General features: G+C 57.8%; 22 protein-coding genes and 3 pseudogenes. 12 read left to right on the top strand and 13 right to left on the bottom strand.

What is annotated here, in order from left to right:
• Nucleotides 1-67: 67 nt before the first annotated feature.
• A protein-coding gene (locus BM341_RS02740) for an IS3 family transposase (protein WP_089792638.1) occupies nucleotides 68-1,230 on the top strand; the annotation gives its coding sequence in 2 pieces (ribosomal slippage) (nucleotides 68-323 and nucleotides 323-1,230; 1,164 coding nt in all).
• A 298-nt stretch (nucleotides 1,231-1,528) separates the two neighbouring features.
• On the opposite strand, the gene BM341_RS02735 is transcribed toward BM341_RS02740, so the two are convergent.
• Together BM341_RS02735 and BM341_RS02730 are read right to left on the bottom strand one after the other, a co-directional pair.
• A complete protein-coding gene (locus BM341_RS02735; protein ID WP_089792636.1) occupies nucleotides 1,529-1,987 on the bottom strand; it encodes an MgtC/SapB family protein in 459 nt (152 codons plus the stop codon).
• A gap of 205 nt (nucleotides 1,988-2,192) precedes the next feature.
• Nucleotides 2,193-2,999 (bottom strand): sulfite exporter TauE/SafE family protein, encoded by an 807-nt coding sequence (locus tag BM341_RS02730; protein WP_089792634.1) that lies wholly within the window; start codon nucleotides 2,997-2,999, stop codon nucleotides 2,193-2,195.
• Between the two features lie 348 nt (nucleotides 3,000-3,347).
• Here BM341_RS02730 and BM341_RS02725 point away from each other — a divergent pair, with 348 nt between their 5' ends.
• The 3 genes from BM341_RS02725 (at nucleotide 3,348) to BM341_RS19765 (ending at nucleotide 4,762) form a co-directional block, all read left to right on the top strand.
• Nucleotides 3,348-3,830 (top strand): YciE/YciF ferroxidase family protein, encoded by a 483-nt coding sequence (locus BM341_RS02725; RefSeq protein ID WP_089792632.1) that lies wholly within the window; start codon nucleotides 3,348-3,350, stop codon nucleotides 3,828-3,830.
• A gap of 157 nt (nucleotides 3,831-3,987) precedes the next feature.
• Entirely contained in the window at nucleotides 3,988-4,461 is a 474-nt protein-coding gene (locus BM341_RS19770; RefSeq protein WP_425431967.1) for a glutaredoxin family protein, read from the top strand.
• Nucleotides 4,373-4,762 (top strand): MauE/DoxX family redox-associated membrane protein, encoded by a 390-nt coding sequence (locus BM341_RS19765; protein ID WP_425431966.1) that lies wholly within the window; start codon nucleotides 4,373-4,375, stop codon nucleotides 4,760-4,762. Before BM341_RS19770 ends, BM341_RS19765 begins: the two co-directional genes overlap by 89 nt.
• Nucleotides 4,763-4,836: 74 nt before the next feature.
• Here BM341_RS19765 and BM341_RS02715 read toward each other — a convergent pair whose 3' ends face one another.
• From BM341_RS02715 to trkI, 3 genes are read right to left on the bottom strand one after another with little or no spacing between them, the layout of a single operon-like run.
• Nucleotides 4,837-5,562, bottom strand: coding sequence for a response regulator (locus BM341_RS02715; protein ID WP_089792630.1), 726 nt, complete (start codon nucleotides 5,560-5,562; stop codon nucleotides 4,837-4,839).
• The gene (locus tag BM341_RS19450; protein WP_089792628.1) at nucleotides 5,555-7,594 is read right to left on the bottom strand and encodes a DUF4118 domain-containing protein; all 2,040 of its coding nucleotides are present in this window, start codon (nucleotides 7,592-7,594) and stop codon (nucleotides 5,555-5,557) included. Before BM341_RS19450 ends, BM341_RS02715 begins: the two co-directional genes overlap by 8 nt.
• Before the next feature lie 37 nt (nucleotides 7,595-7,631).
• Nucleotides 7,632-9,050 (bottom strand): Trk system potassium transporter TrkI, encoded by a 1,419-nt coding sequence (gene trkI, locus BM341_RS02705; protein ID WP_089792718.1) that lies wholly within the window; start codon nucleotides 9,048-9,050, stop codon nucleotides 7,632-7,634.
• A 338-nt stretch (nucleotides 9,051-9,388) separates the two neighbouring features.
• On the opposite strand from trkI, the pseudogene BM341_RS02700 reads away from it, so the two are divergent.
• A pseudogene (locus BM341_RS02700) lies at nucleotides 9,389-10,194 on the top strand (IS5 family transposase).
• A gap of 23 nt (nucleotides 10,195-10,217) precedes the next feature.
• On the opposite strand, the gene BM341_RS02695 reads toward BM341_RS02700, so the two are convergent.
• Together BM341_RS02695 and BM341_RS02690 are read right to left on the bottom strand one after the other, a co-directional pair.
• Nucleotides 10,218-11,720 carry an SLC13 family permease gene (locus tag BM341_RS02695; RefSeq protein ID WP_089792624.1) on the bottom strand — a complete coding sequence of 501 codons (1,503 nt, stop codon included), beginning with the start codon at nucleotides 11,718-11,720 and terminating at the stop codon, nucleotides 10,218-10,220.
• Between the two features lie 529 nt (nucleotides 11,721-12,249).
• On the bottom strand, nucleotides 12,250-12,918 hold the full coding sequence (locus BM341_RS02690; protein WP_089792622.1) for a metallophosphoesterase: 669 nt from the start codon (nucleotides 12,916-12,918) through the stop codon (nucleotides 12,250-12,252).
• Between the two features lie 541 nt (nucleotides 12,919-13,459).
• On the opposite strand from BM341_RS02690, the gene BM341_RS02685 reads away from it, so the two are divergent.
• From BM341_RS02685 to BM341_RS02675, 3 genes and pseudogenes are all read left to right on the top strand, one after another.
• Complete coding sequence (locus BM341_RS02685) at nucleotides 13,460-14,194, top strand: Crp/Fnr family transcriptional regulator (protein ID WP_089792620.1); 735 nt, start codon at nucleotides 13,460-13,462, stop codon at nucleotides 14,192-14,194.
• Nucleotides 14,175-14,282 (top strand): annotated as a pseudogene (locus BM341_RS02680) (transposase); the annotation flags it as partial. The gene BM341_RS02685 and the pseudogene BM341_RS02680, both read left to right, overlap by 20 nt.
• A 235-nt stretch (nucleotides 14,283-14,517) precedes the next feature.
• The gene (locus BM341_RS02675; protein ID WP_089792619.1) at nucleotides 14,518-14,904 is read left to right on the top strand and encodes a cupin domain-containing protein; all 387 of its coding nucleotides are present in this window, start codon (nucleotides 14,518-14,520) and stop codon (nucleotides 14,902-14,904) included.
• A 131-nt stretch (nucleotides 14,905-15,035) separates the two neighbouring features.
• On the opposite strand, the gene BM341_RS02670 is transcribed toward BM341_RS02675, so the two are convergent.
• From BM341_RS02670 to gap, 4 genes are all read right to left on the bottom strand, one after another.
• Nucleotides 15,036-15,962: a 1-phosphofructokinase family hexose kinase gene (locus BM341_RS02670; RefSeq protein WP_175507777.1), complete on the bottom strand. Its 927-nt coding sequence runs from the start codon at nucleotides 15,960-15,962 to the stop codon at nucleotides 15,036-15,038.
• A gap of 83 nt (nucleotides 15,963-16,045) precedes the next feature.
• A complete protein-coding gene (locus BM341_RS02665) occupies nucleotides 16,046-17,062 on the bottom strand; it encodes a hypothetical protein (RefSeq protein ID WP_089792615.1) in 1,017 nt (338 codons plus the stop codon).
• Nucleotides 17,063-17,113: 51 nt separating this feature from the next.
• On the bottom strand, nucleotides 17,114-19,516 hold the full coding sequence (gene ppsA / locus BM341_RS02660; RefSeq protein WP_089792613.1) for a phosphoenolpyruvate synthase: 2,403 nt from the start codon (nucleotides 19,514-19,516) through the stop codon (nucleotides 17,114-17,116).
• A 31-nt stretch (nucleotides 19,517-19,547) separates the two neighbouring features.
• Complete coding sequence (gene gap, locus BM341_RS02655; protein WP_089792611.1) at nucleotides 19,548-20,561, bottom strand: type I glyceraldehyde-3-phosphate dehydrogenase; 1,014 nt, start codon at nucleotides 20,559-20,561, stop codon at nucleotides 19,548-19,550.
• Between the two features lie 1,068 nt (nucleotides 20,562-21,629).
• Here gap and BM341_RS02650 point away from each other — a divergent pair.
• Nucleotides 21,630-22,619, top strand: a complete 990-nt coding sequence (locus BM341_RS02650; protein WP_089792716.1) for a nuclease-related domain-containing protein — start codon at nucleotides 21,630-21,632, stop codon at nucleotides 22,617-22,619.
• Nucleotides 22,620-22,945: 326 nt separating this feature from the next.
• Here the strand turns inward: BM341_RS02650 and BM341_RS19630 are convergent, their stop codons facing one another.
• Together BM341_RS19630 and BM341_RS19165 are read right to left on the bottom strand one after the other, a co-directional pair.
• Complete coding sequence (locus BM341_RS19630) at nucleotides 22,946-23,080, bottom strand: hypothetical protein (protein WP_281246476.1); 135 nt, start codon at nucleotides 23,078-23,080, stop codon at nucleotides 22,946-22,948.
• A gap of 93 nt (nucleotides 23,081-23,173) precedes the next feature.
• Entirely contained in the window at nucleotides 23,174-23,383 is a 210-nt protein-coding gene (locus BM341_RS19165) for a hypothetical protein (protein ID WP_217646160.1), read from the bottom strand.
• Between the two features lie 84 nt (nucleotides 23,384-23,467).
• Here BM341_RS19165 and BM341_RS19760 point away from each other — a divergent pair.
• From BM341_RS19760 to BM341_RS02635, 3 genes and pseudogenes are all read left to right on the top strand, one after another.
• A pseudogene (locus tag BM341_RS19760) lies at nucleotides 23,468-23,614 on the top strand (helix-turn-helix domain-containing protein); the annotation flags it as partial.
• Between the two features lie 153 nt (nucleotides 23,615-23,767).
• On the top strand, nucleotides 23,768-24,061 hold the full coding sequence (locus tag BM341_RS19445) for a S24 family peptidase (RefSeq protein WP_245784127.1): 294 nt from the start codon (nucleotides 23,768-23,770) through the stop codon (nucleotides 24,059-24,061).
• Between the two features lie 177 nt (nucleotides 24,062-24,238).
• On the top strand, nucleotides 24,239-25,309 hold the full coding sequence (locus BM341_RS02635) for a nucleoid-associated protein (RefSeq protein WP_089792604.1): 1,071 nt from the start codon (nucleotides 24,239-24,241) through the stop codon (nucleotides 25,307-25,309).
• The last annotated feature ends 3 nt before the right edge of the window (nucleotides 25,310-25,312 follow it).

Below are 25,312 nucleotides of genomic sequence, written 5' to 3'. Positions count from 1 at the left end.
TGTAGTGGTCCAATGAAACCGGACACCAACGTAGGTGGTAACATTGCCACCGTTCACGAGGTGTCTGATGACCAGGAAACGACGATCTTTTACACCGGAGTTCAAGCAGGAAGCGGCCTGTCTGGTGCTTGACCAAGGCTACTCTGTTGCCGAAGCCAGCCGTTCTTTGAATGTCGGCGAAAACGCCCTCAGGCGATGGGTGAAGCAGCTCTCTGAAGAGCGTGGCGGGGTGACTCCCCAGTCCAAAGCGCTGACGCCGGAGCAGCAGCGGATCCAGGAATTGGAAGCCCGTTGTGAGCGCCTGGAACGGGAAAAATCGATCCTAAAAAAGGCTACCGCTCTCTTGATGTCGGACGAGATGAATCGTACGCGCTGATAGACCAGTTAAGTGAGCAGGAGCCGGTTGAGATGGTCTGTAAAGCGTTTGAGGTATCCCGGTCCAGCTATTACGACTATCGCCGCAGACGGTCCGTAGTGGATGCCGAAAGAGTCGTGCTGCGAGCCGATGTGAGCCGGATATTCCGCAAGAGCCGAAGCTCAGCGGGCAGCCGGATGATCACCAGCATGCTCAATGACGAAGGTGTCAAAATCGGACGCTTCAAGGTCCGTCGACTGATGAGTGAGCTGGGGCTGATCTGCAAACAGCCAGGGCCACACGCTTACAAGCAGGCCACCGTGGAGAGGCCAGACATTCCTAATCGGTTGAACCGTGAGTTCAGCGTCAGTCGCCCAGACCAGGCGTGGTGCGGCGATATCACATATGTGTGGGCCGGCCAGCGCTGGAGCTATCTGGCGGTCGTTCTGGATCTTTACGCCCGTCGTATTGTGGGTTGGGCATTATCGGACCGACCTGATGCCGAGTTGGTGGTAAAGGCACTGGTTCATGCTTACGAGCAACGAGGCAAGCCGACCGGGGTTCTCTTCCACACTGACCAAGGCAGTCAGTACGCCAGTCGATTGTTCCGTCAGAGGCTCTGGCGTTATCGCATGGAGCAAAGCATGAGTCGCCGGGGAAACTGCTGGGACAATGCCCCGATGGAGCGAGTCTTCCGAAGCTTGAAAAGCGAATGGATCCCTTCACTCGGTTACCGCTCAATTCCTGATGCACGAAAGGATATTGGCGACTACCTGATGGACTACTACAACAGGCAACGTCCTCATACCTTCAATGACGGCATGCCACCCGTGGTCGCTGAAGAAAAACTTAAAATACTGTCCGGGATTAGTTGACCACTACAATTTCTGCCTTCACCCAGATACAGCTGAGAGGGCGGAAATTTTTTTGTTTCGTTAGCGTAGGTTAAATCATCTGCAGGAAACGACTGGCATCCTGAGCACGTAGAGCAAGGAATGCTCGACAGGGAAGACCGAGCAGGGAAGGCTCGATGCTCTCAAGGATGCACGAACAGGAAGTTCGTGGAGAGATGACAGGGAAGAGCAAGTGTTGAAAGCCCGGCCGAGAGGTCGGGTTTTTTACAATCTTAAGTTTTAACGCTTTGGCCCTTTCTACCTTGGCCGTTCCCAAAGATTATTTCTTGCGCTTGTTGATAAGCTCCCGCTCGAAGAAGCCGAGCACCACGATGATCACCAGGGCAAGGGCGGTTACCATCCCGGCAAGGGGGAAGTTGTTCAAGCCGGCGGCCACCCCGACGGCACCCGCCAACCAGATTGAAGCGCCAGTCGTTAGACCGGTTATGCTGCCCCCGCTTCGAATGATACTCCCGGCACCGAGGAAGCCGATCCCACCGACGATGCCTTCGATGACACGGGTGGGATCGATCCGCGCTGAAGGATCTCCCACCGCTGTCTCATACATGATGCTCATGCCGAGAATGGTGAAAGCGGCGGCCCCCAGTGAGACCAGCATGTGCGAGCGTAACCCTGCCGGCTTGCCTCGAAGTTCGCGTTCAAGGCCCAGCAGTAGCGCCAGGCCCACGGCGACGACAAGCCGCGTCAGCATATCCAGGATCGGAATCTCGTAATCCATAAGCGCCTCTCATTCCATGAGAAGAAGCTCAGCGTGTAGTAACACACGATGTCACTATTGCTATTATAGAGAGGCCGGCGATTGCTCTGGTACGCAGCCTGCAATAACCAACTGGTTTACCGTGAACCACGGCCACACGCCAAACAGCATCGAGCCAACAAGGCCGAAGCTCTGCAACTTTTCCGCTTAACGCTCTGCGGTGTGTCTAGGCCGTGAACACGGCGTAGACCATTTGTATGGCCAGGATGGCCAGCATCACGGCGAAGACTCGCTTTAGTGTAGCGATCGGCAGCCGGTGCGCGAGCCTGGCGCCCAGCGGCGCGGTGATGATGCTCAGCGGAGCCATCAATAGCAGCGCAGGCAAATAGATGAATCCCAGGGCAGCATCGGGTAGCCCACTGACAGCCCAGCCATTGATGAGGTAACCCAGCGCACCGGCCAAGGCGATCGGCAATCCCACCGCCGCTGACGTCCCGATGGCATGCTGAACCTTGATATTGCACCAGGTCAGAAACGGTACCGTCAGTGCACCGCCACCAATGGCCACCAAGGCAGAAATTCCGCCTATCCCGACACCAACACCACTCATGCCCATGGGGCCTGGCAGGCCGCGTGACGGCTTGGGCCTGAGATTGACCAGCATCTGTACTGACATCAACATCATGAAGCAGGCGAAGAAGATCGCCAGGCCGCCTGTGGGTATCAGGGCAGCCACAAACGTCGCCAGGAAAGTCCCTACCAGTATGCCGGGAGTAATGTAGCGGACGACTTCCCAGCGAACCGCACCGTGGCGATGATGTGTCATCAGGCTCGACAGCGAGGACGGTACGATAGCCGCCATCGCAGTTCCAAGGGCAAGGTGCGCGAGATGCTCGTGGGGTACGCCTTGTATCACGAAAAGCGATGTCAGGATCGGTACCATGATCCCGCCGCCTCCGATGCCCAGCAGACCAGCCATCAAGCCAACGAACCCTCCCAGGGCCAGATAGGCCAACCACCACAAGATATCCAATGCGCCAAGGCCCCTTGCTGTGTCTGGCAGCCCTTGCGCTGAGCCGAATAAGGCACATGGCGAGAGCGGCCGACAGGCTGTTTGCACGTAATTTAATTAAGTCATGCAAGAATCAATCGAGTCGCAACTTAGCATGACGCTTCAAGGTTGTCACATTGATGTCAACGTGATGTTCACGCCTGATCTGCTAGATTTTCCCATAGGGATTCAAGGGTATTGCGCTCCATGATCGGGGCGTCTCGCAAAAGAAGACTATTTTCAGGGCAAGGTTGACGAGTACCCGGTTCGACAGGGCTTTTTAACTGAGTCAGGGATGCTGGCTGTAAGGTAACCAACAGGGAGAGCCGTATGCTTATCAAAAGCATCGAAGATCTTTTTGCGCACCTGTTATCTGAGGCGAATAGCGCAGAAAAGCAAATGATTCGTGCGCTTCCAAAGCTGGCCCGTGCAGCAGAAGCGCCTCGATTAGTCGAGATGCTGAGCGTCCATCTCGAGAAAACATACTCCCACATGGAAAGAGTCGAGCAGGCAGCGAATACGCTGCCGAATATCCGGCTCAGTCGCATCAAATGCTATGCCATGGAGAGCTTGCTCGAGGATGCGCAGGAAATAGTAGAGGCCAGCGAAAAAGGGCCGGTTCGAGATGCCGGCCTGATCGGGGTGTTGCAGCAAGTCAAACATTACGAAATCGCTACCTATGGAACCTTGTGCACCCTGGCTGACCAGCTGGGGGATACCGAGGCAACGGTTCTTCTGTCGCAGATACTCAACGAAGAAAAAGGCGCCGATGAGGCGCTCACTGCACTAGCGAAAAAAAGCATTAACTCATAAGTGGAGATCGTGGTGCGACACTTGACCTTTAGGTGGCCTGTAAGTTCTAGCCTGTTAGGCATAATGGCGGCCATCTAGAGGGCAATGTCGAGAGACAGGAGGACCGCCAGAGATTGGTGCTTTAGTTAGAATTGCTAATCTAGGGAGGCTGACGCGCATGAGCACCGCGACTGCGACACCGACTTCTTCAAAGCAGGGAACGGCCCGCGTGTATCGAATGAAGACGGAGGAGCATCTTTGTCCTTTTGGCCTGAAAACCGTGGACCTGCTCAAGCGTAAGGGTTATCGAGTCGAGGATCATACCCTCACGTCCCGCCAGGCCATTGACGAATTCAAGCAAGGCGCCGGTGTCGATACCACGCCGCAAGTCTATATCGGCGATAAACAAGTGGGGGGCTACGAGGAGGTTCGTGCCTACCTGGGGTTGAGTGTGCCCGGTGACAAGGAAACCACCTACCAGCCGGTCATCGCCATCTTCGCCACGTCCTTGCTGATCGGCCTGGCGGTAATCTGGGCAGCCAGCGGCTCTCGTGTCTGGGCGGATGCCGGAGTATGCCATTGCTACCGCCATGGCATTGTTGGGGCTACAAAAACTGCAGGACGTCGAAAGCTTCAGCACCATGTTTCTTAACTATGACCTTCTGGCCCAGCGCCATGTCCCCTACAGTTACTTCTATCCTTACGCCGAAACCTTGGCGGGTATCTTGATGCTGGCGGGAGCCCTGATCTGGATCGCTGCACCGCTCGCATTGTTTATTGGCACGGTGGGGGCTGTCTCCGTCTTCAAAGCCGTGTATATCGACAAGCGTGAACTGAAATGCGCCTGTGTGGGTGGTAACAGCAATGTCCCACTGGGGTTCGTATCACTAACCGAAAACCTGATCATGATGGGCATGGGGATTTGGATGCCGCTGAAAGCTCTCTTTCTCTGAAGACAAGGTGAGTTTCCTGACTAGAACGATCACCTGGATTCTCATTGACCCGCCAAGGAGGCGGCAAATGGACATCACGTCGATCTAGACGTCGCGTCGGCATCGAGTTCCGCCAGCAGGCGATAGCCGACGCCGGCTTCGGTCTGCAACAGGTGAGGGGTTCGGGGGTCATCGCCAAGCTTGTGACGCAGCTTGCTGACCACGATGCGCAGATAATGGCTATCGTGAGTGTGGGTGGGTCCCCATACCTCACGCAATAGCTGAGACTGAGTAACGACACGCCCGGCATGTCGCACGAGGCGCTTGAGAACGGCATATTCCTTGGGCGTCAAGTGCACCGTTTCGCCTTCCAGGCTGACCTGGTGGGCCGCGAGATCGATGACCAGTCCTGCGTAGCGATAGCGGAGGTTGGTTCGATCCTCATTCGCTTGCCCTTGGTAGCGCAACAACGATCGCACCCGAGCCAGCAGTTCCTGGATACCGAATGGCTTGGTGACATAGTCGTTGGCACCGTTATCGAGGGCCCGCACCTTCTCGGCTTCTTGTTCCCGCACCGAGACGACGATCACCGGCACGGCGCTGTGGGCACGCAGAGCATCCAGCACCGTCTGGCCATCCATGTCCGGCAGGCCAAGATCGAGCAGCACCAGGTCGGGGCCTTCCTCCTTGACCCGCGCCAGGCCGTCGGCACCGCTCGCCGCCTCGATCACCCCGAACCCTTGGGAAACCAGGCTGATCCGCAGGAAGCGGCGGATCTGCGGCTCGTCGTCGATGATCAGCACGAGTGAGCGCTTACTCATCACTACGCCTCCCGTCGTCTGCTGCCGGCAACGGCAGGTGCATGATGATAGTGGTGCCAGTGCCCCGGGGGCCGAGCTGAGCGACGATGCTGCCGCCATGAGCGCCCAGCATGCCACGACAGATGGCAAGTCCTAGGCCACTGCCGTGGCGACTGCGGTCACCTTCGCTGTCGGTAACGAACATGTCGAATACCGCCTCGCGCTGCTCTGGGGCTATGCCCGGTCCTTGATCCGTCACGCAAATCTCCAGTTGCCCCCCAGCGCTGTCATGCCGTGCCTGGATACCGACGCGGCCCCCGGCCGGGGAAAATCGCGCCGCGTTGTCGATCACGTTGACCAGTGCCTGCTCGATCAAGGCTGGATGCACGAACAACAAGGGCAAGTCATCCGGCCAGTCACGTTCAATGTCCACCGAATCCAGCGAGGGGCCGAGTCGTCGCAAGGCAGCCGCCACGAGATCATCCAGCGAGATCCAGTCGCGCTCGATCTTCAGGCTGCCGTGGCCCAGCCGGGTCATGTCCAACAGGTTCTGAATGTAGCGATTGAGTCGCTCGCTTTCGCTCAGGATGCTGTCGAGCAGCTCGTCCTTGTCCATTGCGCTCAGTTGCGGCGACAGATCGCGCAGCGAACTCGCCGAACCGATGATCGACGCCAGTGGAGTTCGCAAGTCATGGGACACCGATGACAACAGTGCCGAGCGTAGCCGCTCGTTTTCTTCCGACAGACGCGCGGTACTCAGCTCACTGACCAGGCGCGTTCGTTCCAATGCCATGGTCAACTGGCTGACCTGCGCCTCGATCATCGCTTCCTGGTCAGGACCGAGCGGGGTCGCGCGTCGTCCCAGCTCGAGCCCAACGATACCCAGCACGCGGTCCTGCTCCACTAGTGGCAGCAGACGCCAGCCCTGGTCGGCATCCGCCAGGTTGGCGGTACCCAGGCCGCTGGGCTGGCGATGCTGCCAACTCCAGCTCGCCGCCGTCAGCGCGGCGGCATCGAGCGTGATGCCGGGCGGCTCGGTGTACTGAATCACCAGGCCAGGATTTCCTTCCTCGCGATTGAGAAAGGCAACTGGCGCGCCCAGCCATCGCTCCAGGGAGGCAATGCCGGTATCGCGCACCTGGTCCCAGTCGGTGGCCACTGACAAGGCTCGGGAGTAGGCGAGCAGCCGTTGTGTCTGCTCCCGGCTGCTGCGCAAGGCTATCAGCCGGCGGCGTCCACTGCCCGCCAGTTGACCGACGACGACCGCGACCAGCAGGAAGAAGATGACCGTCAGCAGCTGCTCGCGCTCGACCATGGCCAGCGAGAAGTGCGGGCGAGTGAAGAAGTAATTGAAGGTAAGAAAACCGAGCACGGCACAGAGCATGGCGGCCCGGGTGCCGGCCAGAGCAGCACTGACCAGCACCGCGGCAAGAAACACCAGCGACAGGTTGGCCAGTTCCAGCCATGCCTGGAGTCCCCAGGCAATGCCCAGGGCACCCAAGGTGCTTGCTATCGCGACGAGTGGCTCCTGGAGTCGCACCGCTTGCCACGTGGGGCGCGGCCGAAAGCGTGGCCGCTTGCGAGCCTCGGCAACCACCACCAGATCGAAGGTGCCACGTTGACGCATCAGTTGCTCTGCCAGGGTGCGACGCCAGAAGCGCCAACCTGACGAGCGTGGCCTACCCACTAGCAGGGTGGCGATGCGGTGTTCGTCGGCATAGTGGAGCAACTCGGTGGCGCGATCCTGACCCTGAATCGACACGGTATCGCCGCCCAACCGGGCCACCATGGCGAAATCCTTTTCCAGCACCAGGCGTCGCTGAGCATCGTCGCTTCCTTTATCCACGTGAATGGCTCGCCAGGAGACTCCTTCGCGTTCTGCCAGGCGGTGAGCTGCCCGTACCAATGCGGCGTCCTCGCTGCCGCCGCTAAGCGCGACCAACAATCGAGGACGCGGCGCGCGGGTCCCGCCTACCAGGCCGGCACTGTCCGTCTTGTCGGTAGCGGCCGGTGCAAGGGTAGGTGACGAGTCTGATGGCGGCTTAGCATTCATCGATCGTGTGTCCTTTCATTCGAGACATGTCATCAGTCTAGCGACGCCAGAACATCGGCGTCAGGAGCACCAGCACGGTGAGGATTTCAAGCCGCCCCATCAGCATTCCCAAGCAGAGCAGCCATTTGGCCGAGGCCGGCAAGGAAGCGAAATTGCCAGCAGGCCCGATGATGTCCCCCAGACCTGGGCCTACATTGGCCACCGCCGTGGCCGCCCCCGACAGCGCCGTGGTGAAGTCCAGCCCCAGCAGGGCCAAGCCCAATGCCAGACCGGCGATGGTCAGGAAGAAGAAGAACGAGAAGGCCACCACTCCGCGCGTGACGTCATCAGTGAGTGGCTGATGATTGTAGCGGGAGGCGAAGACGCCATTGGCGTGGATCAGGAAGCGCAGCTGGTTGCGCAGCAGGATCATCGCTACCTGGAAGCGGAAGATCTTCATGCCGCCGCTGGTGGAGCCGCTGCATCCTCCGACGAAGGTCAGGTAGAAGAACGCCACGAAGGCCAGGGGGCCCCAGGTGCTATAGTCCTCCGAGGCAAAACCGGTGGTCGTTACCACCGAGATGACGTTGAACGTCACATGGGTCAGGGCCTCGAAGCCCGGTGTGTCTTGCCAGACCCGCCAAGCGGTCAACCCTAGGATCACCAGAAACAACAATGACATGAGTCCCTGGACCTGCTGGTCGCGCCACAACGACTGTCGCGACCCGCGCAGGAAACGTATATACAGCACAAAAGGTAAGGCGCCGGACAACATGAAAAGGCTGCCCAGCCACAGCAGATGCGGCTGGCTGGCATAGGCGCCGAAGGAGGCATCGGAGTTGGCGAACCCTCCCGTGGCGAGTGAGGTCATGGCGTGCACTGCGGCATCCAACGGTGTCATGCCGCCCAGCCAATACGCCAGCATGGCCATCAAGGTGAAACCGCAATAGATACTCAGGGTCGCCTTGGCGATGCCGCCCGTGCGAGGCATTACCTTGTCCGACCAGTCCGAGGACTCGGTATGGAACAACCGCATGCCTCCCACTTTCAGAAACGGCAGGATCGCGATCCCCATCACGATGATGCCGATGCCGCCCAACCATTGCATGATGCCGCGCCATAGCTTGAGCCCATCGGACAGAAACTCGATGCCGACCAATACCGTCGAGCCGGTGGTCGTGATGGCCGATACCGACTCGAATACCGCATTGGTAAAGGTGAGTTGGGGCGCGCCAAGCACGAGCGGCAGGCTGGCGAAGCCGCTGATGGTGACCCAGCTCAGCGTGGTCAATACGAACATCTGCCAAGGCTTGAGGACCACGGGCACCCTCAGGGTGACCAGCCAGGAAACCATGACCGCGGACAACACGATGAGAATCGATAGTCCAAATGCCAGGGCATCGGGTTCGCCCTCGATCAGCAATACCAACCACGGGAGGGTCATGAAAAGGGCCAGGATCAGCCACAACACCGACATGACCTTCAGTACCGGCGCCCAACGGTACGCCCGCTTGTTCACCCCTTGGATGAGCCTTCCTGATGGAACGCTGCGACTGGACACCTTCGTCCCACTCCGTTGATGGCGTAAGGACGATGATTCACGAAACGATATAAAAAAACTGTAAAAATGCAGGCGTTGGGGCACGGTGCGCCTGGCCCCCGCTGAGGGTAATCAGCAACTATTAAGCAGGCTCCAGAAACTCAAACTGAAAGGACTGCCGGTCAATGCTATCGCCGCTCAAGCGAGCGGCGATGTTCCCTTAGAGCGCCTTTCAAAACCTTGAAAACAGCGTCAGCCGTTCCTAGATTTTCGGTATGGTTAAGAAGATCGTATCCGACGAACTCTGGTCCATTGTCGAGCCCCTACTGCCACCGCCAACGCCCAAGCCGCGTGGCGGACGGCCGCCCATCTCCAACCGCGCCGCCCTGACAGGCATCCTGTTCGTTCTTCGCTCAGGCATCCCCTGGGAGATGCTGCCGCAGGAGATGGGTTGCGGCTCAGGCGTCACCTGCTGGCGTCGCTTGCGTGACTGGCACGAAGCGGGCGTCTGGGAGCGTTTACATCAAACGCTGCTGGAGCACCTGCATCACGCTGACCAACTCGACTGGGAGCGGGCCTGTATAGATAGCGCCTCCGTACCGGCAAAAAGGGGGGCTCGGCCATCGGCCCCAACCCGACAGACCGAGGTAGGCCAGGCACCAAACGCCACCTGCTGACCGATCGTCAGGGGGTGCCTCTAGCGATTCTGCTGTCAGGCGCCAACATGAACGACAGCGTGCCGCTGGCGGCGTTGCTCGACAGCGTTGCGCCCCTATCCTCAGGCCGGCCGGGGCGGCCTCGTCGTCGTCCTGGCAAGCTGCATGCGGACAAGGCGTACGATCATCGGCGCTGCCGCCGATCGTGCCGAACGCGGGGTATCCAGCCCCGCATTGCCCGTCGGGGCGTGGAAGACAGTCAGCGACTCGGGCGTCATCGCTGGGTGGTCGAGCGTACCTTTGCCTGGTTGGGACGGATGAGGCGACTCGTCACCCGCTATGAACGGCGCGTCGATATCCACTATGCCTTGACGCTACTGGGCTGTTCGCTGATCTGCTGGAACAAGCTTCAAGGCAAGTTTTGAAAGGCACTCTTAGGCGTGACGGCTCAGAAGGAGACGTCGAACACCAGCGGTACGATGGTATAGAGCGCCACGATGATCACCAGCAGGCCAATCACGTTGAGCCAGATGCCCGCACGGATCATATTTTTGATTGGCAGGTCCCCCGTCGCAAAGGCCACGGCGTTGGAAGGCGTCGCCACCGGCAGCATGAAGGCGCAGCTGACGGCGAAGGTCACCACGATGGTCATCAGGAAGGGATCGATATCTAGCCCGACGGCGATGGCCCCCATGATCGGGAAGAAGGCCGCCGCCGTGGCGGTGTTACTGGTCAGCTCGGTCAACAGAATGATCACCAGGGCAGTGAAAGCCAGCACCAGAATCGGCGGGAAACCGGCCAGACCCGATACGCTCTCGCCGATCCAGACACTCAGCCCGGTGGCCGTGAACTGAGCGGACAGGGTCAGGCCCCCGCCGAACAGGATCAGTACGCCCCAGGGAACGTCGCGGGTAGCTGACCAGTCCAGTAGCGCGCCCTGACCCTTCGAGGCAGGAATCACGAACATCAGGATGGCCGCCAGGATGGCGATGCTGGTGTCATTGATATTCGCAAGCCAAGGCAGCGTGGTCTGTACCGCTGGAATCTTGCCGATCAGCGGCACGCAGACCCAGAAGAACACCGCCCCGGCAAAGACCATCAGAACCCGCTTCTCCTCCGGTGAGAGCCGGCCCATGGCCTTGAGCTCGGACTCGATCATGGCGCGGCCGCCTTGAATGTCCTCGACCTCGGCACGGAACACTATCTTGTTGAGCACGAACCAGGCCACGATCAGCATGGTGGTGGAGAAGGGCACCCCCATCAGCATCCAGTGGCCGAAACCGATGCTCAGGTCATGGGTGTTCTCCATATAGGCGCGCATCAGCGCCATGGGCGGCTGGCCGATCAGCGTCGCCATGGAGCCGATGGTGATGGCGTAGGCGATGCCCAGCAGCACGGCTGCCGAGAACTTGGGCGTGTCATCGCCGTTCCCCAGCGACTTTACCAAGGCAATGATAGAGCCGCCGATCGGCACCATGATCACTGCCGTGGCGGTGTTGCTGACCCACATGGTGATGAACCAACTGGCGGCCATCAGGCCGAAGACGATCTGCGCCGGCCTGGTGCCTACGGTGAGTACCGTCAGTAACGCGAAGCGCCGGTGCAGGTTCCAGCGTTGAGTCGCTAGACCCAGCAACACCCCGCCCAGCACCAAAAAGACGATGCTGTGGGCATAGGGCGAGGCCGTTTCCCCTACCGTGGCGATATCAAAGAACGGAAAGAGCACCAGTGGCAGCAGCGACGTGGCCGGGATGGGGATCGCCTCGGTCATCCACCAGGTCGCCATCAGCATGGCGATAGCCGCCACGATGCGGGCATTGAGTGCCAAAGACTCGGGCAGCAGAAAGAAGACGGCCAGGCCAATGATGATGCCCAGCACGAGCGAGAATGGCTTGAAAGCGGCGGCTTCGGTATAGGGCGTTTGAGCCGCCACTCCGGAGGATTGCAACATGGTGGTTACCTGCAATGAAATAACGATTGCAGGCGAGTATTACGGTTGCCATGCCGAGCTTCCAATACTTCTCAGGTGGGCCGGTATACCTTGCCAGACAATACGAGCCCGGTACGGGCAGTCTTACATGGTCATAATAAACAATAAGTTATAAAAACATCGATGCCACTTAGCCCTCACGTTGTCTGGCGATATTGTGCAGGCCAAGTATTACCCGCCACCACTGCCAGAGATGGCCTGCGACTAATGGATGCCCCCTGGCGTTATAACCCTCGGTGCTTTTCAGCGGTACGAACGTTTATCAGGACAGGAGTCTCGAGGGCATCCCATCAGCAGTGTTTGCGCCTGGGGGTATCGTTCCAGGGAGCGCCGCAAACGATGACGACTGGCATGCGAGGCATGTCTTATCAGCATGGTGGCCTGGAATTAGTCCCCGACACATCAGGGCAGGCGGCTCAGGCCCTGGTGACTTTCATGACATTGCACCAAATGCGGTTCGTACTGGGCGGCCAAGACTCAATGATCTCTATCACCGCGCCAACACCTCTCGCGCTTCGATTAGCGTCAACCAGCCCGAGTGGCAGGCACCGGTATCGATGTAAAGGACATTGCCCAGTGAGGTCGGCTGCTCAACGATGGTGTGACCGACGACCACGGCGTCGATGCCGGCGACCGGGGTCCTGTCCATCTCGCTGATGCGTGTCCGGCCCCAGACCAAGGCATGGCGGTCGGCTGAGGGATCCTCCCGCGCGAGCGATTCCCAGTTTTGCGGAGGATCGGCATGGACGACGCCGATATGCTTGCCATCCACCTCGACCATCCGGGCATAAGGCAGGTGCTCCAGGGCTCCGTCGAGGAGGGTGCGAACCTCATGGACGTTGTGGAGATATACCCAGCTGCCGCCATTGATCTGCCAGAGATCCCAGGCGCGACCGCTGCCTTCGTTGAGGGCTGCATGTGCCAACATCTCATGGTTTCCGCGCACCCCGTAGAACCATGGCGCAAAGGCAAGCGACAGGCATTCGAATGACGCCGTCCCTCTGTCGACCAGGTCGCCCACCGAGAAGAGCCGATCGCGACTCTTATCGAACTCAACACGCGCCATCGCCTGCATCAGCAGCCCGTATTGCCCATGAATATCACCGACAAAGAAGTCGCGGCCGCTCGTGTTCTCTTCATGCTTTGTGATCAGCTCCATCTGTTCAGCCCTCCTTCCTGTGGCCACTCCCAGCGCTGGCAGTCGATAACGATGCGGTCGAGCATGGCCTTGCCGTATCGCGGTGGTCGATCTAGTCCCGGCTACATACACCACAAGCCTGGCGCAGGAAGTCAGCAGCGTCCTCCACTGTATCGGTGTCGTCCTGGGCGTTGTAGGTACAGACTTGGTCAAACTTATATGACAAGTGTCACCCGCATCATTTCCTAGCCACGCCAGCGCTATCCCAACCTCCGATGATTTCGTCCCGAGCCTCTAGCATTACTCATCATCTCGGCCCCTCAGCTGGAAGTCTTATCAGCATGGAATTTGGAGGGTTTCGATGATGTCAGCAGATTGGAAAAATTGATTAAGTTCGGTGGTTGCGCTTTACTTAAATACACTGCACGTCAACTAAGCACTTTAGCTGCTTTCAATTTAATAATTGTCGATAAAGCTCGGAGAGGTGATTTCACGGAGAGCAGATCAGCTCTGCCAAATCCTAAAACAAGTCTTCCTGATGCATGTTTCGCAGGAGGCGAATATGACAACTCCCTTGATAAATAAACTGGGAAGATTCATGGAGCTCACCAGTGAAGAAGAGCGGATTCTAGAAGGTGCAGTTAGGAGACGGGCAACCATCAAAAAAGGGGTGGACATTATCAGCGAAGGGCAAAAGCCTGATGAGGTGCGACTCATAGCCGAGGGCTGGGCTTGCCGTTATAAGCGCCTTGAGAATGGCGAGCAGCACATCATGGCCTACCTGATTCCCGGTGATATATGCGATCTTTACACTTCCATTCTGGATCAAATGGACCACTCGATTCGCTCGCTTACCCCCTTAAAAGTTATAATTTTTTCGCCTGACGAGCCCAGTAACCTCATGGAGCATAACCTCCGGCTTGCCAGAGCGCTTATCTGGTCATCGCTGGTGGATGAAGCGATTCTGCGAGAGTGGCTGGTTAATGCGGGTACCCGAACTGCCGACAAGCGCTTGGCTCATCTCTTCTGTGAATTGCTACTACGCTCGCGCGCTGCGGGTCTTACCCAAGATAACAGCTTCGAGCTTCCGCTTACTCAAGCTGAGCTGGGCGAGTCGATGGGCATTACGCATGTACATATCAACCGTGTCCTTCGAAAGTTACACAGAGGTAATCTAATTTACTTGGAAAATAAGCGTATGTTTATACTCGATTGGGAACGTCTAAAAGAGTATACGCAGTTCAATCCAAACTATCTTCATTACCAACTAGACCCTTCCAAAGTACCGCCAACGTAATGTCGTTGAGCGCCTGTTCAGCGGGTTGAAGGAAAAGCGCCGCCTCGGTACCCGCTATGACAAGCTGGCCAGCACAGCGGCTCCGTAGAGACGACAATTCTCTACCAACTACCACCCCTACCAAGCAGCCTTATGTGCTTTGGAGCAGGCAAATGGAGACATTGGTTTGTGCTTCCGGTTAGTTCTCCTATAGTGTTAATCAGCACCTCAGGGTAACCTGCTTTCACGCGTTATGATATTGGGCAGCATCCTTTCGCCCAGTTGATAGCGGGCTTCCGAAACCGGCACTCAAGCGAACCACGTTACAAGATACGAGAGAGCCCATGAGTAATGTACCAGTGCAGCGGGATTTGCGGACAACGGAAGAGGAAGTGCTGCAATGCCACGGCAAGTATCGCGCCCGGTTCAAGATGCTTTTCTCCGCCGACCGGACAGCGACCGACAGCCTGACATGTGGGGTAGCGTCTGTCGGGCCCCGCGAGCCCTTGCCTCTCCACAGGCACGCCCACCCGGAAGTTTACTTTGGTCTGGCCGGAATGGCGCGCGTGAGGGTCGGTGCCGAAGAGTTCCTGCTCTCAGAAGGTACCGCCCTGTTCATTCCGGGAAATATTGAGCACGCGGTGCACGCTGACGAACCGGCCAAGTTCTTCTTTGCTTTCGCCGCTGACAGCTATTCGGACGTCCGATATATCTACCTCGACGATGACTAAGATGTCGGTTTCGGACTCGAAACGTAAGTTCAGACTCATCGCACCGATTGAGCGACTATCAGAAACACCTCTGGTTAGACGCTGGCAGTTGAGGAGCGTTCTTACGCGCCTCCCACTTCATAGGCTATTTGCTATTTTCGGCTTATCTGTTGATAGATGTTCTCGACTAGCTCCATATCAGCGAGATAATTGCCGGGTATTTGCACCTTGGCCGCGGCTGCGGCCACTCCATATCGATAAGCTTCTGCTAGCGATTTTCCCTGGTACAACTGATAGACGAGCAGCGAAACAAAGCTGTCCCCTGCACCCACATGACTTACCACCTTCGTCGCGGGTGGACGGACATGGAGGCTGTCGCCATCGCGGCTTGCCAGCAGCGCGCCCTCCGCATCCAGGGTGACAATCAGGGCCTCGGCCATTCCATTCGCCACCATTTCAGCCATGGCGGCGAGCATGCTCTGGTAGTCGTCCAGGCTGCCGGCATAACCGCTGTCGGCAAATTCACCGCGATTGAGTTTGGCCAGGTAAACGCCGGCTTTCAGGGGGGCAGCCAATGCCCTGCCGGAAGTGTCCAGTACTATCCTGATGCCTTTTCCCTTCGCGTCCATGGCGATACGGCCATAAAAATCATCGGGTACGCCCTCCGGCAGGCTGCCGCTGAGTATCAGATACTCAGGCCAGGGGTCGAGGCTGGTTACGTATACTAGGCAGTTTTGCCATTCGGGCTCGCTCAGTTGCTGTCCCGGAAATACCAGGTGATACATCTTGCCGGTGGATGTCTCCGTAACGCCGATGCTCTGGCAGGTGTCGTCTTCAATGTCGAAACAGCGAAAGGGAATCTTGTTGCTTTCCAGCATTTCTCGCAGTTGTTTGCCGGTGGCCCCGCCGGCTGTGAGGACCGCCAGCACATTTATTCCCATTCCATGGAGATTGCGGGCCACGTTGATACCGCCGCCACCGGGCTCCCGACTTGAGATCCGGCATCGACTCTTGCCGTCGTCGATCAGGCGCTCGGTTTGACAAAACAGATCAACCGTAGGCTTTATGCACAGAGTCACGATGGCGTTGATATCGCATCCTCCTCAATCATTGAGGTTTAAATTGATAAACCAAATACTCCAATCAGGGTGCTCGAAAAAAATCAATCCCGCGTAAAACTTTCCGTAAAAGTATAACGATATGCATTATGAGCGATCAGGTCTTGCAGCAGCTTCAAGACCAGCGCCGTTCCCGATTCGAGGGCGCTGTTATGTTGGCCCAACTGTTCCCTTAGCGCAGTTTCAGTAGTGTGGCAAATCAGGGGTGGCGGATGAACCGGATGGTTTGCTATAAACAGCTGATGGCGCACTTCGTGTAATTCCTTGAGGCAGTCTGCTGCCTCAGGAATATTGCCCAGTACCAAACGAGTGCGGCTTCGGACTAGGTCAAGTGAGTTGAATTGCCGACAATCAAGCAGCAGCTCTATCTGGTACATAACCAGCAGGACGGTCCTGGCGCTATACTCGTGGCGTTGCTCTGCCACCTTAAGAAGAGTGGACAGCACCTTGTTGATGTTTTTAATGGCGGTGTAGCTTTGACTGACTTCGCTGCTTTCCAGCCAGGCCCAGACTTTATCGAAAGAGTGTTTCTCTAATGTTGGCCATTTATTCTCAACGGAAGCACTGCGCGCGCCATGGAATGTCCTGGCGTCAAAGTCTTGCGCCTCATAGCGGTGGGCGCCTTCGCCGGTAAAGCGGGCATTCAGGATCTGTATGGAGCCCGGGAAAGTGATATGGGAGGCCATCACCAACTGCTGTATAAAAGCTGTTGCTACCTGATAGATTTCTTCTTCTGCCAATTCATGGTTATTTCTGACGACAGTTAGGGTGAGTTCCCCGTCAATGGTAATATCGGCATTGTCGACATAGGCCTGATGGTGAAGGGTAAAGGACCCTGACTGTGCCTTGGCGTTTTCCATGTTTTGCAATAGCGGGCTTGCATTCAGTGTAATCAGGTAGGACCTAGCATCGCTTCTCAAGCCGCTGCGGGCGACAAAGGGCTTTTCGGTGAAGTAGCTCTCGAGATTCTTCCAGAGATCAATAATCTCCTCAGTTTCACTTTTACTCCCCTGGGGAATGGCATTGCCTATATACAGCCCTATAGTGGCTGACGACTTCATTGCATACTCCTTTTCTTGAACGACCCATAAGAACTGTAGACCAGTACGCTCTTATTGGCTCTGGCGGTAATGTTTTTTCTCGGCTTCGAAGACTTTTTCCTTGACTCGGATGAAACTGTCAGGTGTGACCGAAATCGAGTCGATTCCGCACTCCACCAGGAAGGCGGCAAACTCGGGATGGTCACTTGGACCCTGTCCGCACAGGCCCACCTTGGTTCCGGCTTCGTGAGCAGCACTGATGACATGGCTGATCATCCACTTGACCGCCTTGTCCTGTTCGTTGAACAGGTCGGCAAGCTCATCTGAGTCCCGGTCCACGCCCAGTGTCAGCTGAGTGAGATCGTTGGAACCGATGGAGAAGCCATCAAAGCGCTCGGCAAAATCCGCGGCAAGAATGACATTAGAGGGCACTTCGCACATCACATAGACCTCAAGGTCGTTGTCGCCCCGTCTGAGGCCGTTGTCGGCCAAGACCTCCAGCACCTTGTCGGCTTCTGACGTGGAGCGGCAGAAGGGGATCATCACCACGACATTGGTAAAGCCCATCTTTTCCCGCAAGCGCTTGATGGCACGGCACTCCAGTGCGAAGCCCTCGCGGTAGCGGGGAGAGTAGTAGCGAGAGGCTCCCCGAAATCCCAACATGGGATTTTCTTCGTGGGGCTCGAATTGCGTGCCGCCAATCAGGTTGGCGTATTCGTTGGTCTTGAAGTCGCTCATGCGAATAATAACGGGTCTGGGGTGCAGGGCGGCGGCGATGCGGGCCAGCCCCAGCGCCAGCTGATCGACGAAGTAGTCGGTCTTGTCCTCATAACCCCTTGTCAGCTCGTCAATCTCGCGTTTGGCGCTGGTGTCTTCCAGGCGGTCATAATTGACCAGCGCCATGGGGTGTACCTTGATGTGATTGCCCACCACGAACTCCATCCGTGCCAGGCCAACACCGTCTGCAGGCAGGCGCCACCAGCGCAGGGCGGCCGCCGGATTGGCGAGGTTGAGCATAATCTTGGTGCGGGTTTGCGGCAGGGCGGATGGGTCGATGGAATCGGTGACCACCTCGGCGAAGCCGTCATAGACAAACCCCTTGTCTCCCTCGGCGCAGGAAACGGTGACCTCCTGACCCTCCTGCAATACCGCGCTGGCATTGCCGGTGCCGACCACGGCGGGCAGACCCAGCTCGCGACTGATAATGGCGGCATGGGAGGTGCGCCCGCCATGGTTAGTCACGATGGCCGCCGCGCGCTTCATGATAGGCACCCAGTCCGGGTCTGTGTTCTCGGTGACCAGTACAGCGCCATCGATAAAGCGTCCGATATCCCGGGCACTGTCCAGAATGCAGACCTTACCGGTGACCGCGGCATCGCCGATGCTGAGGCCGGTGACCAGTTTCTCGCCCTTGTTCTTCAGGCTGTAGCTGAGAAACTCGCCCGCCCCCTTGCGGGACTGTACGGTTTCCGGCCGCGCCTGGACGATAAACAGTTCGCCAGTTTCGCCATCCCTGGCCCACTCGATATCCATGGGGCAGCCGTAGTGTTTCTCGATGACGCAGGCCCAGCGCCCCAGCTGCAGGATTTCGGCATCGGTCAGCACGAACGCCTCCCGCTCGGCGCGGGAGGTGGGGACGGTGCGGGTGGACTTGACGCTATCGAGGGCATAGACCATCTTCAGCTCCTTGCCACCGCGCCGCTTTTCGATGATCGGTTCCAGGTTGTCTTTGGCCAGCAACGGCTTGAACACTTGGTATTCGTCCGGCTCCACCGTGCCCTGGACCACGGTCTCCCCCAGTCCCCAGGCGGCGTCGATAACCGCCACCTTGTCGAAGCCGGTCTCCGGGTCGATGGTGAACATCACGCCGGAACCACCGATATCGGAGCGCACCATGGCCTGAACCCCGACGGAAAGCGCCACCTGCAGGTGATCGAAGTTTTTGGTCTCTCGGTAACTGATGGCTCGGTCGGTAAACAGTGAGGCAAAGCACTGACGGCAGGCATCCAGCAGCGCCTTGTCGCCGCGGATATTGAGGAAAGTCTCCTGTTGACCGGCAAAACTGGCGTCGGGCAAATCCTCGGCGGTAGCGCTGGAGCGCACGGCGACATCGGCGTCATTTCGGCCGATACGTTTGCAGAGTCGGGCATAGGCATCACGGATGGCCTGGGCGGTTTCATCGGGCCAGTCACCTTGCAGGAACAGCCGACGCAGCAGTATGCCGGTCTCGGGCAGGGTGGCCTCACCCGCTTTCATCGACCCGAGTGCGTCGATAACGGGCTGCCGCAAGTCATTGTGTTCCACGAACTGCCAATAGGCATCCGAAGTGGTGGCGAAACCCGGTGGTATGGCAACCCCCTGCTCCCCCAGATGGCGCACCATCTCGCCCAGGGAGGCGTTCTTGCCGCCCACCTGGGCCACGGCGCTGCGGTCGATCTCCTCAAACGGCATGACCTGGCTGGTTTCCATTGTCATGATGCTCTCCGCTGATGGCCCGGATTATCGTTTAAACCGTGCTTTTATCTGCACCAAGGGTTTTCATCGCCTGCCTGACCATCTGACTTACATAGCCCCACTCGTTGTCATACCAGGCCAGGACCTTGACCAGGTCACCGTCGACGACGCGGGTGGAGCGGATGTCGACTATGGCGGCCCGGGGGTCGCCGATGATATCGGATGACACAATGGGATCTTCGGCCACTCCAAGCACTCCCTGGTAGCGCGAGGTTTGAGCCTCCTGCCTGAAGATCTCGTTAATCTCCTCAACCGAGGTCTGGCGCCCGGTAATCAACGTGATATCGGAAATGGAGCCCGTGGCGATGGGTACCCGGATAGCGGCGCCATCAAAGTGACCCTTAAGTTCGGGCAGTACGTCCCCCGTGGCAGCGGCGGCCCCCGTGGTGGTGGGTATCATGTTGAGGCCAGCGGTGCGGCCCCGCTCCATCTTCTTGCTGGGCATGTCGACGATGCCTTGGCTTGCGGTATAGGCATGAACAGTGGTGAGCATTGCCTTTTTCACACCGATATGACGGTGCAGAATTTCCACTACCGGGGCGATGCAGTTGGTGGTGCAACTGGCCGTTGAGAAGCAGGCCGTCGCCTCATTATCGAGTTCGTTGACGCCATAAACCACCGATGGAATATCGCCGCCTTTGCCCGGGGCGGATAGGATCACTCGCCTGGCGCCGGCCTTGACGTGCTTCTCCAGGCCGTCGAGGGAGAGAAAGGCGCCGGTACATTCGAGAACCAGGTCGACATCCAGCTCCCGCCAGGGCAGCGATTCGGGGTCCTCCCTGTTAAATGCCTTCACTGGTTGTTCGTCCACCACGAGGTCATCATTACTGGCCCTGACCGCCTTATGATAGCGGCCATACACTGAATCGTAGCGCAAAAGATAGACCAGGTTGTCCAAGGGCGTCAGGTCGTTAACGGCCACCAGCTCCATCTCGGGCTCGTCCATGATTATCCTGAGGGCGGTACGGCCGACTCGGCCCAAACCATTGATAGCGACTTTGATCATTGCTGCCTCTTGGGGGGAAAGTTCAGCAGGGCTTTATGCCGAGAGTACGCCGCATTTACGGAAATTGGCCTTGGCAATACGTTCTCGGGTCATGCGTTCGGTATTGAAAAAGAATGCGCTCAAGGAAATGCCCGAACGCATAACGGTGGCAGAGCCGTCCGAGTCACTGTGTCAGTGTAGTAGAAGGGCAGGCCCTAGCCCCGTTACAGGACCGGTCATGGAGGGAAATTCCGACAGGGTTGTCGCTGGAGGCATCTGACCGACCGGTGCTTTCGGCAAATTCGGCCGGGGTTAGCCAGCCTAAAGATGAATGGGGCCTGACCTGATTGTCGTCCTGCTCGTAGACCCAGCGATCAAGCACGCAGGCGCTTGCCGTTGAACAGCGTATCGCTGACGAAATCCATGCTCCCTACCTGTTCCAGCGCCCACCGCTATTGGATGACGCCAGCTTGGCCGCCAGGCTCAGCCGCACGGCAACGGGTTGGCTTTACCGTGACTCGGTAGCGTATCGGCATTCCCAGCGGCATCATGGTAATCATCCAGTTGCATTAAGCAGCGGCGAAGGGGGTAGCCATGGCTTTCCATGATCCGAATCCGAAGATCCGGCATCTGGAACAGCGCAATGCCCGCTTGCGCGCGATGTTTTTCGCCAGGCTGTTTCGCGGAACATGGCGCCGGCTCCGCAGGGTCGCCTCGCGTCTTTCGAGCATTCGACACCGCCGGCGCCGTCCACCACTGGGTTGATCCCTGCGATTACCCCCAGCGGTACCTGTTGGCCGGATGACAGACTCATGAGTTGCGCGGTACCGCATCGCACGCAAGGCCACGCGGCTTCGCCGCCAGGCTAACCACGGCCCCGCACGGCTGACGCCATGCTACCTCGGTGGCGGCGCGGCGTTGGTGTACGAGTTGTCCTTCGCGCCACCCGCCCCGGCGGGCGCCTACAGCGGGCACGCCGTGCTGACCTGCGTGTAGAGCAACCTTAAACACGGCGTGCTAATGTTGGCTGAGATTCAGACCTGGCAAGGGCCGAAGGACGCGCGCTGCCAAGCCAAACGCGAGGGAAGCATGATTCTCAAAGAGAAGGACGCCTTCACCGGCAGTGACAGGCGCGGCTATTACGGCCATCAGCAAGAGCAGGACGTGGCGTTCTACCTGCGGCGCGAGTTCGCCAATGATGAGCAGATTGCCATCATCAATGACCTGCTGGTAACTCACAATGGCGAGAATGCGCAGATCGACCATCTGGTGATTCACCCCTTCGGTTTCCTCGTCATCGAGTCGAAAAGCATTCATGGCGAAGTCAGCGTCAATGCGCAGGGCGAGTGGTCCCGCAGCTACCGCGGCGATTGGTCGGGGATGCCGTCGCCGATCCGCCAGGCGGAGCTGCAGCAGGCGCTGCTCAAGAGCCTGCTTCGCGATAACGTCGAACGCTTCATCGGCAAGCTATTGGGCATTCAAGGCGGCGTCGGCGGGCGGACCTGGGAGGTGCTCTGTGCCGTGTCCAGCAGCGCCATACTGAATCGAGAGGAGATGCCGAAGCCGATCGGCAAGGTGGTGGTGAAATCAGAGTTCATCGCCGAGCACGTGCGCAAGACCATCGGCCCCACCGGCGCGCGCTCCCTTCTCAGTACGAAGCCCAAGTTCTCGATGGGGGAAATGAGCGCCATGGGGCGCTTCCTGCTGGATCACGACGCGGCGAAGCGGGAGGCATCGGCGGCCGCCGATGCCCCAGCGTTAACGGGGAGACCGGTAGCTGACCCGGCCTGTGTCAGGGAGGCGGTGAAGCCGGAGCCTACCACCAGCGTGCAGCAGGCAGGCGACGTCAGCACGTCGAGGCTGTGCTGCAAGAGCTGCAACGAATCTATGGCTCTCGAGGGCAGGTACGGAAAGTTTGGCTATTACGTGAAATGCCACGCCTGCGGGACTAACACCTCAATGAAGGCGGCATGCCAGGCATGTGCCAGCAAAAATGTCAGGGTCAGCAAGAGCGGCGCTACTTACACGGCGTCCTGCAGCGATTGCAGCAGCGAATTAGTCGTTTTCCAGGCATCGTGATTCGGCCTGCCGCGGTGTTTCGCCGGTGCCAGCCGCCACCGCGGCCAGTGTGTCGTGGCGTTACCGCTTGAGCCTCAGGTCGCCGGCTCGTTCGCGTGATGGCGCGGTCTTTGCAGTGGGGCAGGTGATCCTCACCGGCGGCCAGTGAGCCCAACGGTGCCCTTGCGCAGGCGACGGCGCGTCAGCCATTCGGCTGCCTGGTCGAGAGACTCGAGCCCCTCCTGGTCGCACACCTCCTGCAAGGCGATTTCAGTTGCGGGTCGAGCATCAGGCTCAGTTCATCGGGCATTTTGGGTGCTCCTTGGGGACCTTTTTCATGCCTGCCTTTATGGCGCGCGATGGGCCACAGTGGAGATACCGAGGTCGCTGAGGCCGAGCGTTTCGAGGGCCTCCTTGAGCACCAACTGGCGGAGCAGCGTGGCGCGTGACATGCCGGTGTAGTCGACCAGGGCGTCGATCAACTTGGCCTCGTAGTCGTCGAGGTTGATGGCGGCATATCGGGAACGGATGCGACGGGTGTCCTGATGCAGGACGGCGATTCCTTTAGCAGCGATTCAGTCAGCGACAGCACTTTCGGTTTGGTACTGCTCCATACCGCGCAGCAGCAACATGCGAGCGGTAGCGGAGAGGAAGCGCACCTCCAGCTCGGCGATGCCTTCAACCTGGCGACGCTCGTCTTTGGTGAGCTGGGTCATAACGGGAACGTTGCAGCCGCGTGGGGAGCGTGCGGCCACTGCAGCGGGCATGGTTTCGGTGGTGTCCATCGGTTAGGCTTACTTAAGGTTGTCTAAGACTGCTGTATTAGAAAGAACCGTATGGTTCCCTTTTCGAGCGGAGTATAGAACTGAATGGTTTCTTTCGGCGAGAGGCTTCGCGAAGAAAGGGAGCGAATGGGTTTGACTCAGACCCATTTCGGTGACCTGGCGGGGGTGACGAAGAAAACACAGATGCTCTACGAAAGTGGAGATCGGAGCCCGAAGGCGGACTACTTGAGCGCCATAGCCTCTGTTGGAGTCGATGTAGAGTATTTGCTCACAGGTAACCGTTCGGAAGGGGGATCAATCGGTTCCTCTGCCACAAGCCAAATCGAAGATGGGGCAACGCTTGGCGGTGACGCGGATGGTTCTGACCAACTGGCGGCTGTAAAGATGTACGACATCGAAGCTGCCGCCGGAGCTGGCCGCTCTTTCGAAGGCGAGCCGATCGAGACGGCGCTCTATTTCCCCTCCGATCAGCTGGCCGCCCAGGGGCTGGACCCCGCTCAGGTGGTGGGCATCAAGGTGCGTGGGGATTCGATGGACGGCACCCTCGCCGATGGCGATTGGGTGCTGGTGGACCGCAGCCGGCGTGAAGTACGCACCGATGGGGTATTCCTTCTATTGATGCACGGCGAGCGGCGCATCAAGCGCGTGCAGCGGGTGGCCGGCGGGCCTGGCTGTTGATAAGCGACAACGAGCATTACCAGCCCGAGATGATCAAGCCGCAGGATATGAAGGACGTGGAGGTGCTGGGGCGGTGTGAGATTCGGATAGGGCGGGTTATATGAAGAAATAAGCGTTATTACAGATTAATAAGTGAATTTAAAGTTTTTTGGGTAAGTATAATAAGTAGAGGTAAATATGGCAGGGCAACCACTGGAAAGTGTCTTAACGCAAGCGCAACGCGATAGTCTTGAAATAGTCGATTTTATCTTTCACATAATTGATCCTGATGCTCCAGGAAAGGTCATCAAGCTTGACGAAGTTCAGCTTCAGCCTAAGCAAAGAGCTTTTTTTATCGAACGGTTACGCGATATCGCTGAAGGTACACAGTATGTGTTTAACTCGGACGCTGCGAACCTTCAGGTGCATAGTCAACAGCTGATTGAAGAGCGGGACGGATTCGTAGATCTTTCCTATAGTCTGACCCAAGAGTTTGCACGCCTTCATGGCGGGCAGATGTCGGCAGGCGTATTTATTATTTCGGTAGTGAAATATTTAGCTAGTGCGCATGATTGGCGGCAGCTTGTGTTCCTCCTGAAAATGGATCAGCAGGAGTCGTTTACTTACAGCTACGAGGACAGAGAAGGCCGGCGAGTCGCTATTGTTAATGAAATTCCGAATGCATTGAACGAAAACAAACGCGCTATACAGAAAAGTGCATTAATCGATTCAACTGACCGGTTTGCATGGGATGTGCTAGCCTTCGATCGGGTTAAGAAGCCTGAAATTGGTGACTACTTTAGGGACTTCCTTGGAGTTATTGAGCGGCAGCAGGATTCTACTTTAACTAAGTCGGCCCATACTGCTGTTCGCAAATGGGCTAGGGAGATCCCACAGGAAAGTCTCCCGCCTGGTGAAGATATAAATACTTATCTTGGTAGGGCTCTTAACTATCTGAAAGATCACGATACTTTTGTTACTGACGCTTTTCTTGAGACTGTGGTTAGAGATGAAGATCCACGCCGTAAGGAACTTTGTGCGCTGTCATTACGTGATGTGCTTGCTGAAGCCGGTGTGGCAGGTCAGACATTTCGCCCTCGACCTAACTCACTTCCTAAGAAGCAGAAAAATCAGACCTACGAAACATCTGAGGGTGTTACGATTACCTATGAAGGAACCTTAGAAACCGCAGGTATTGACATTGTTCATTTGGACAATGGCGGTGCAAGGGTTACAATAGAAACTCACCGGCTGATACCTAAAGGCTAGGCG

This window comes from Halomonas korlensis (genome assembly GCF_900116705.1).
Classification (GTDB): Bacteria; Pseudomonadota; Gammaproteobacteria; order Pseudomonadales; family Halomonadaceae; genus Halomonas; species Halomonas korlensis.
The sequence above is the reverse complement of the archived record's forward strand: the minus strand, read 5'-3'. Positions and strand labels throughout refer to the sequence as shown.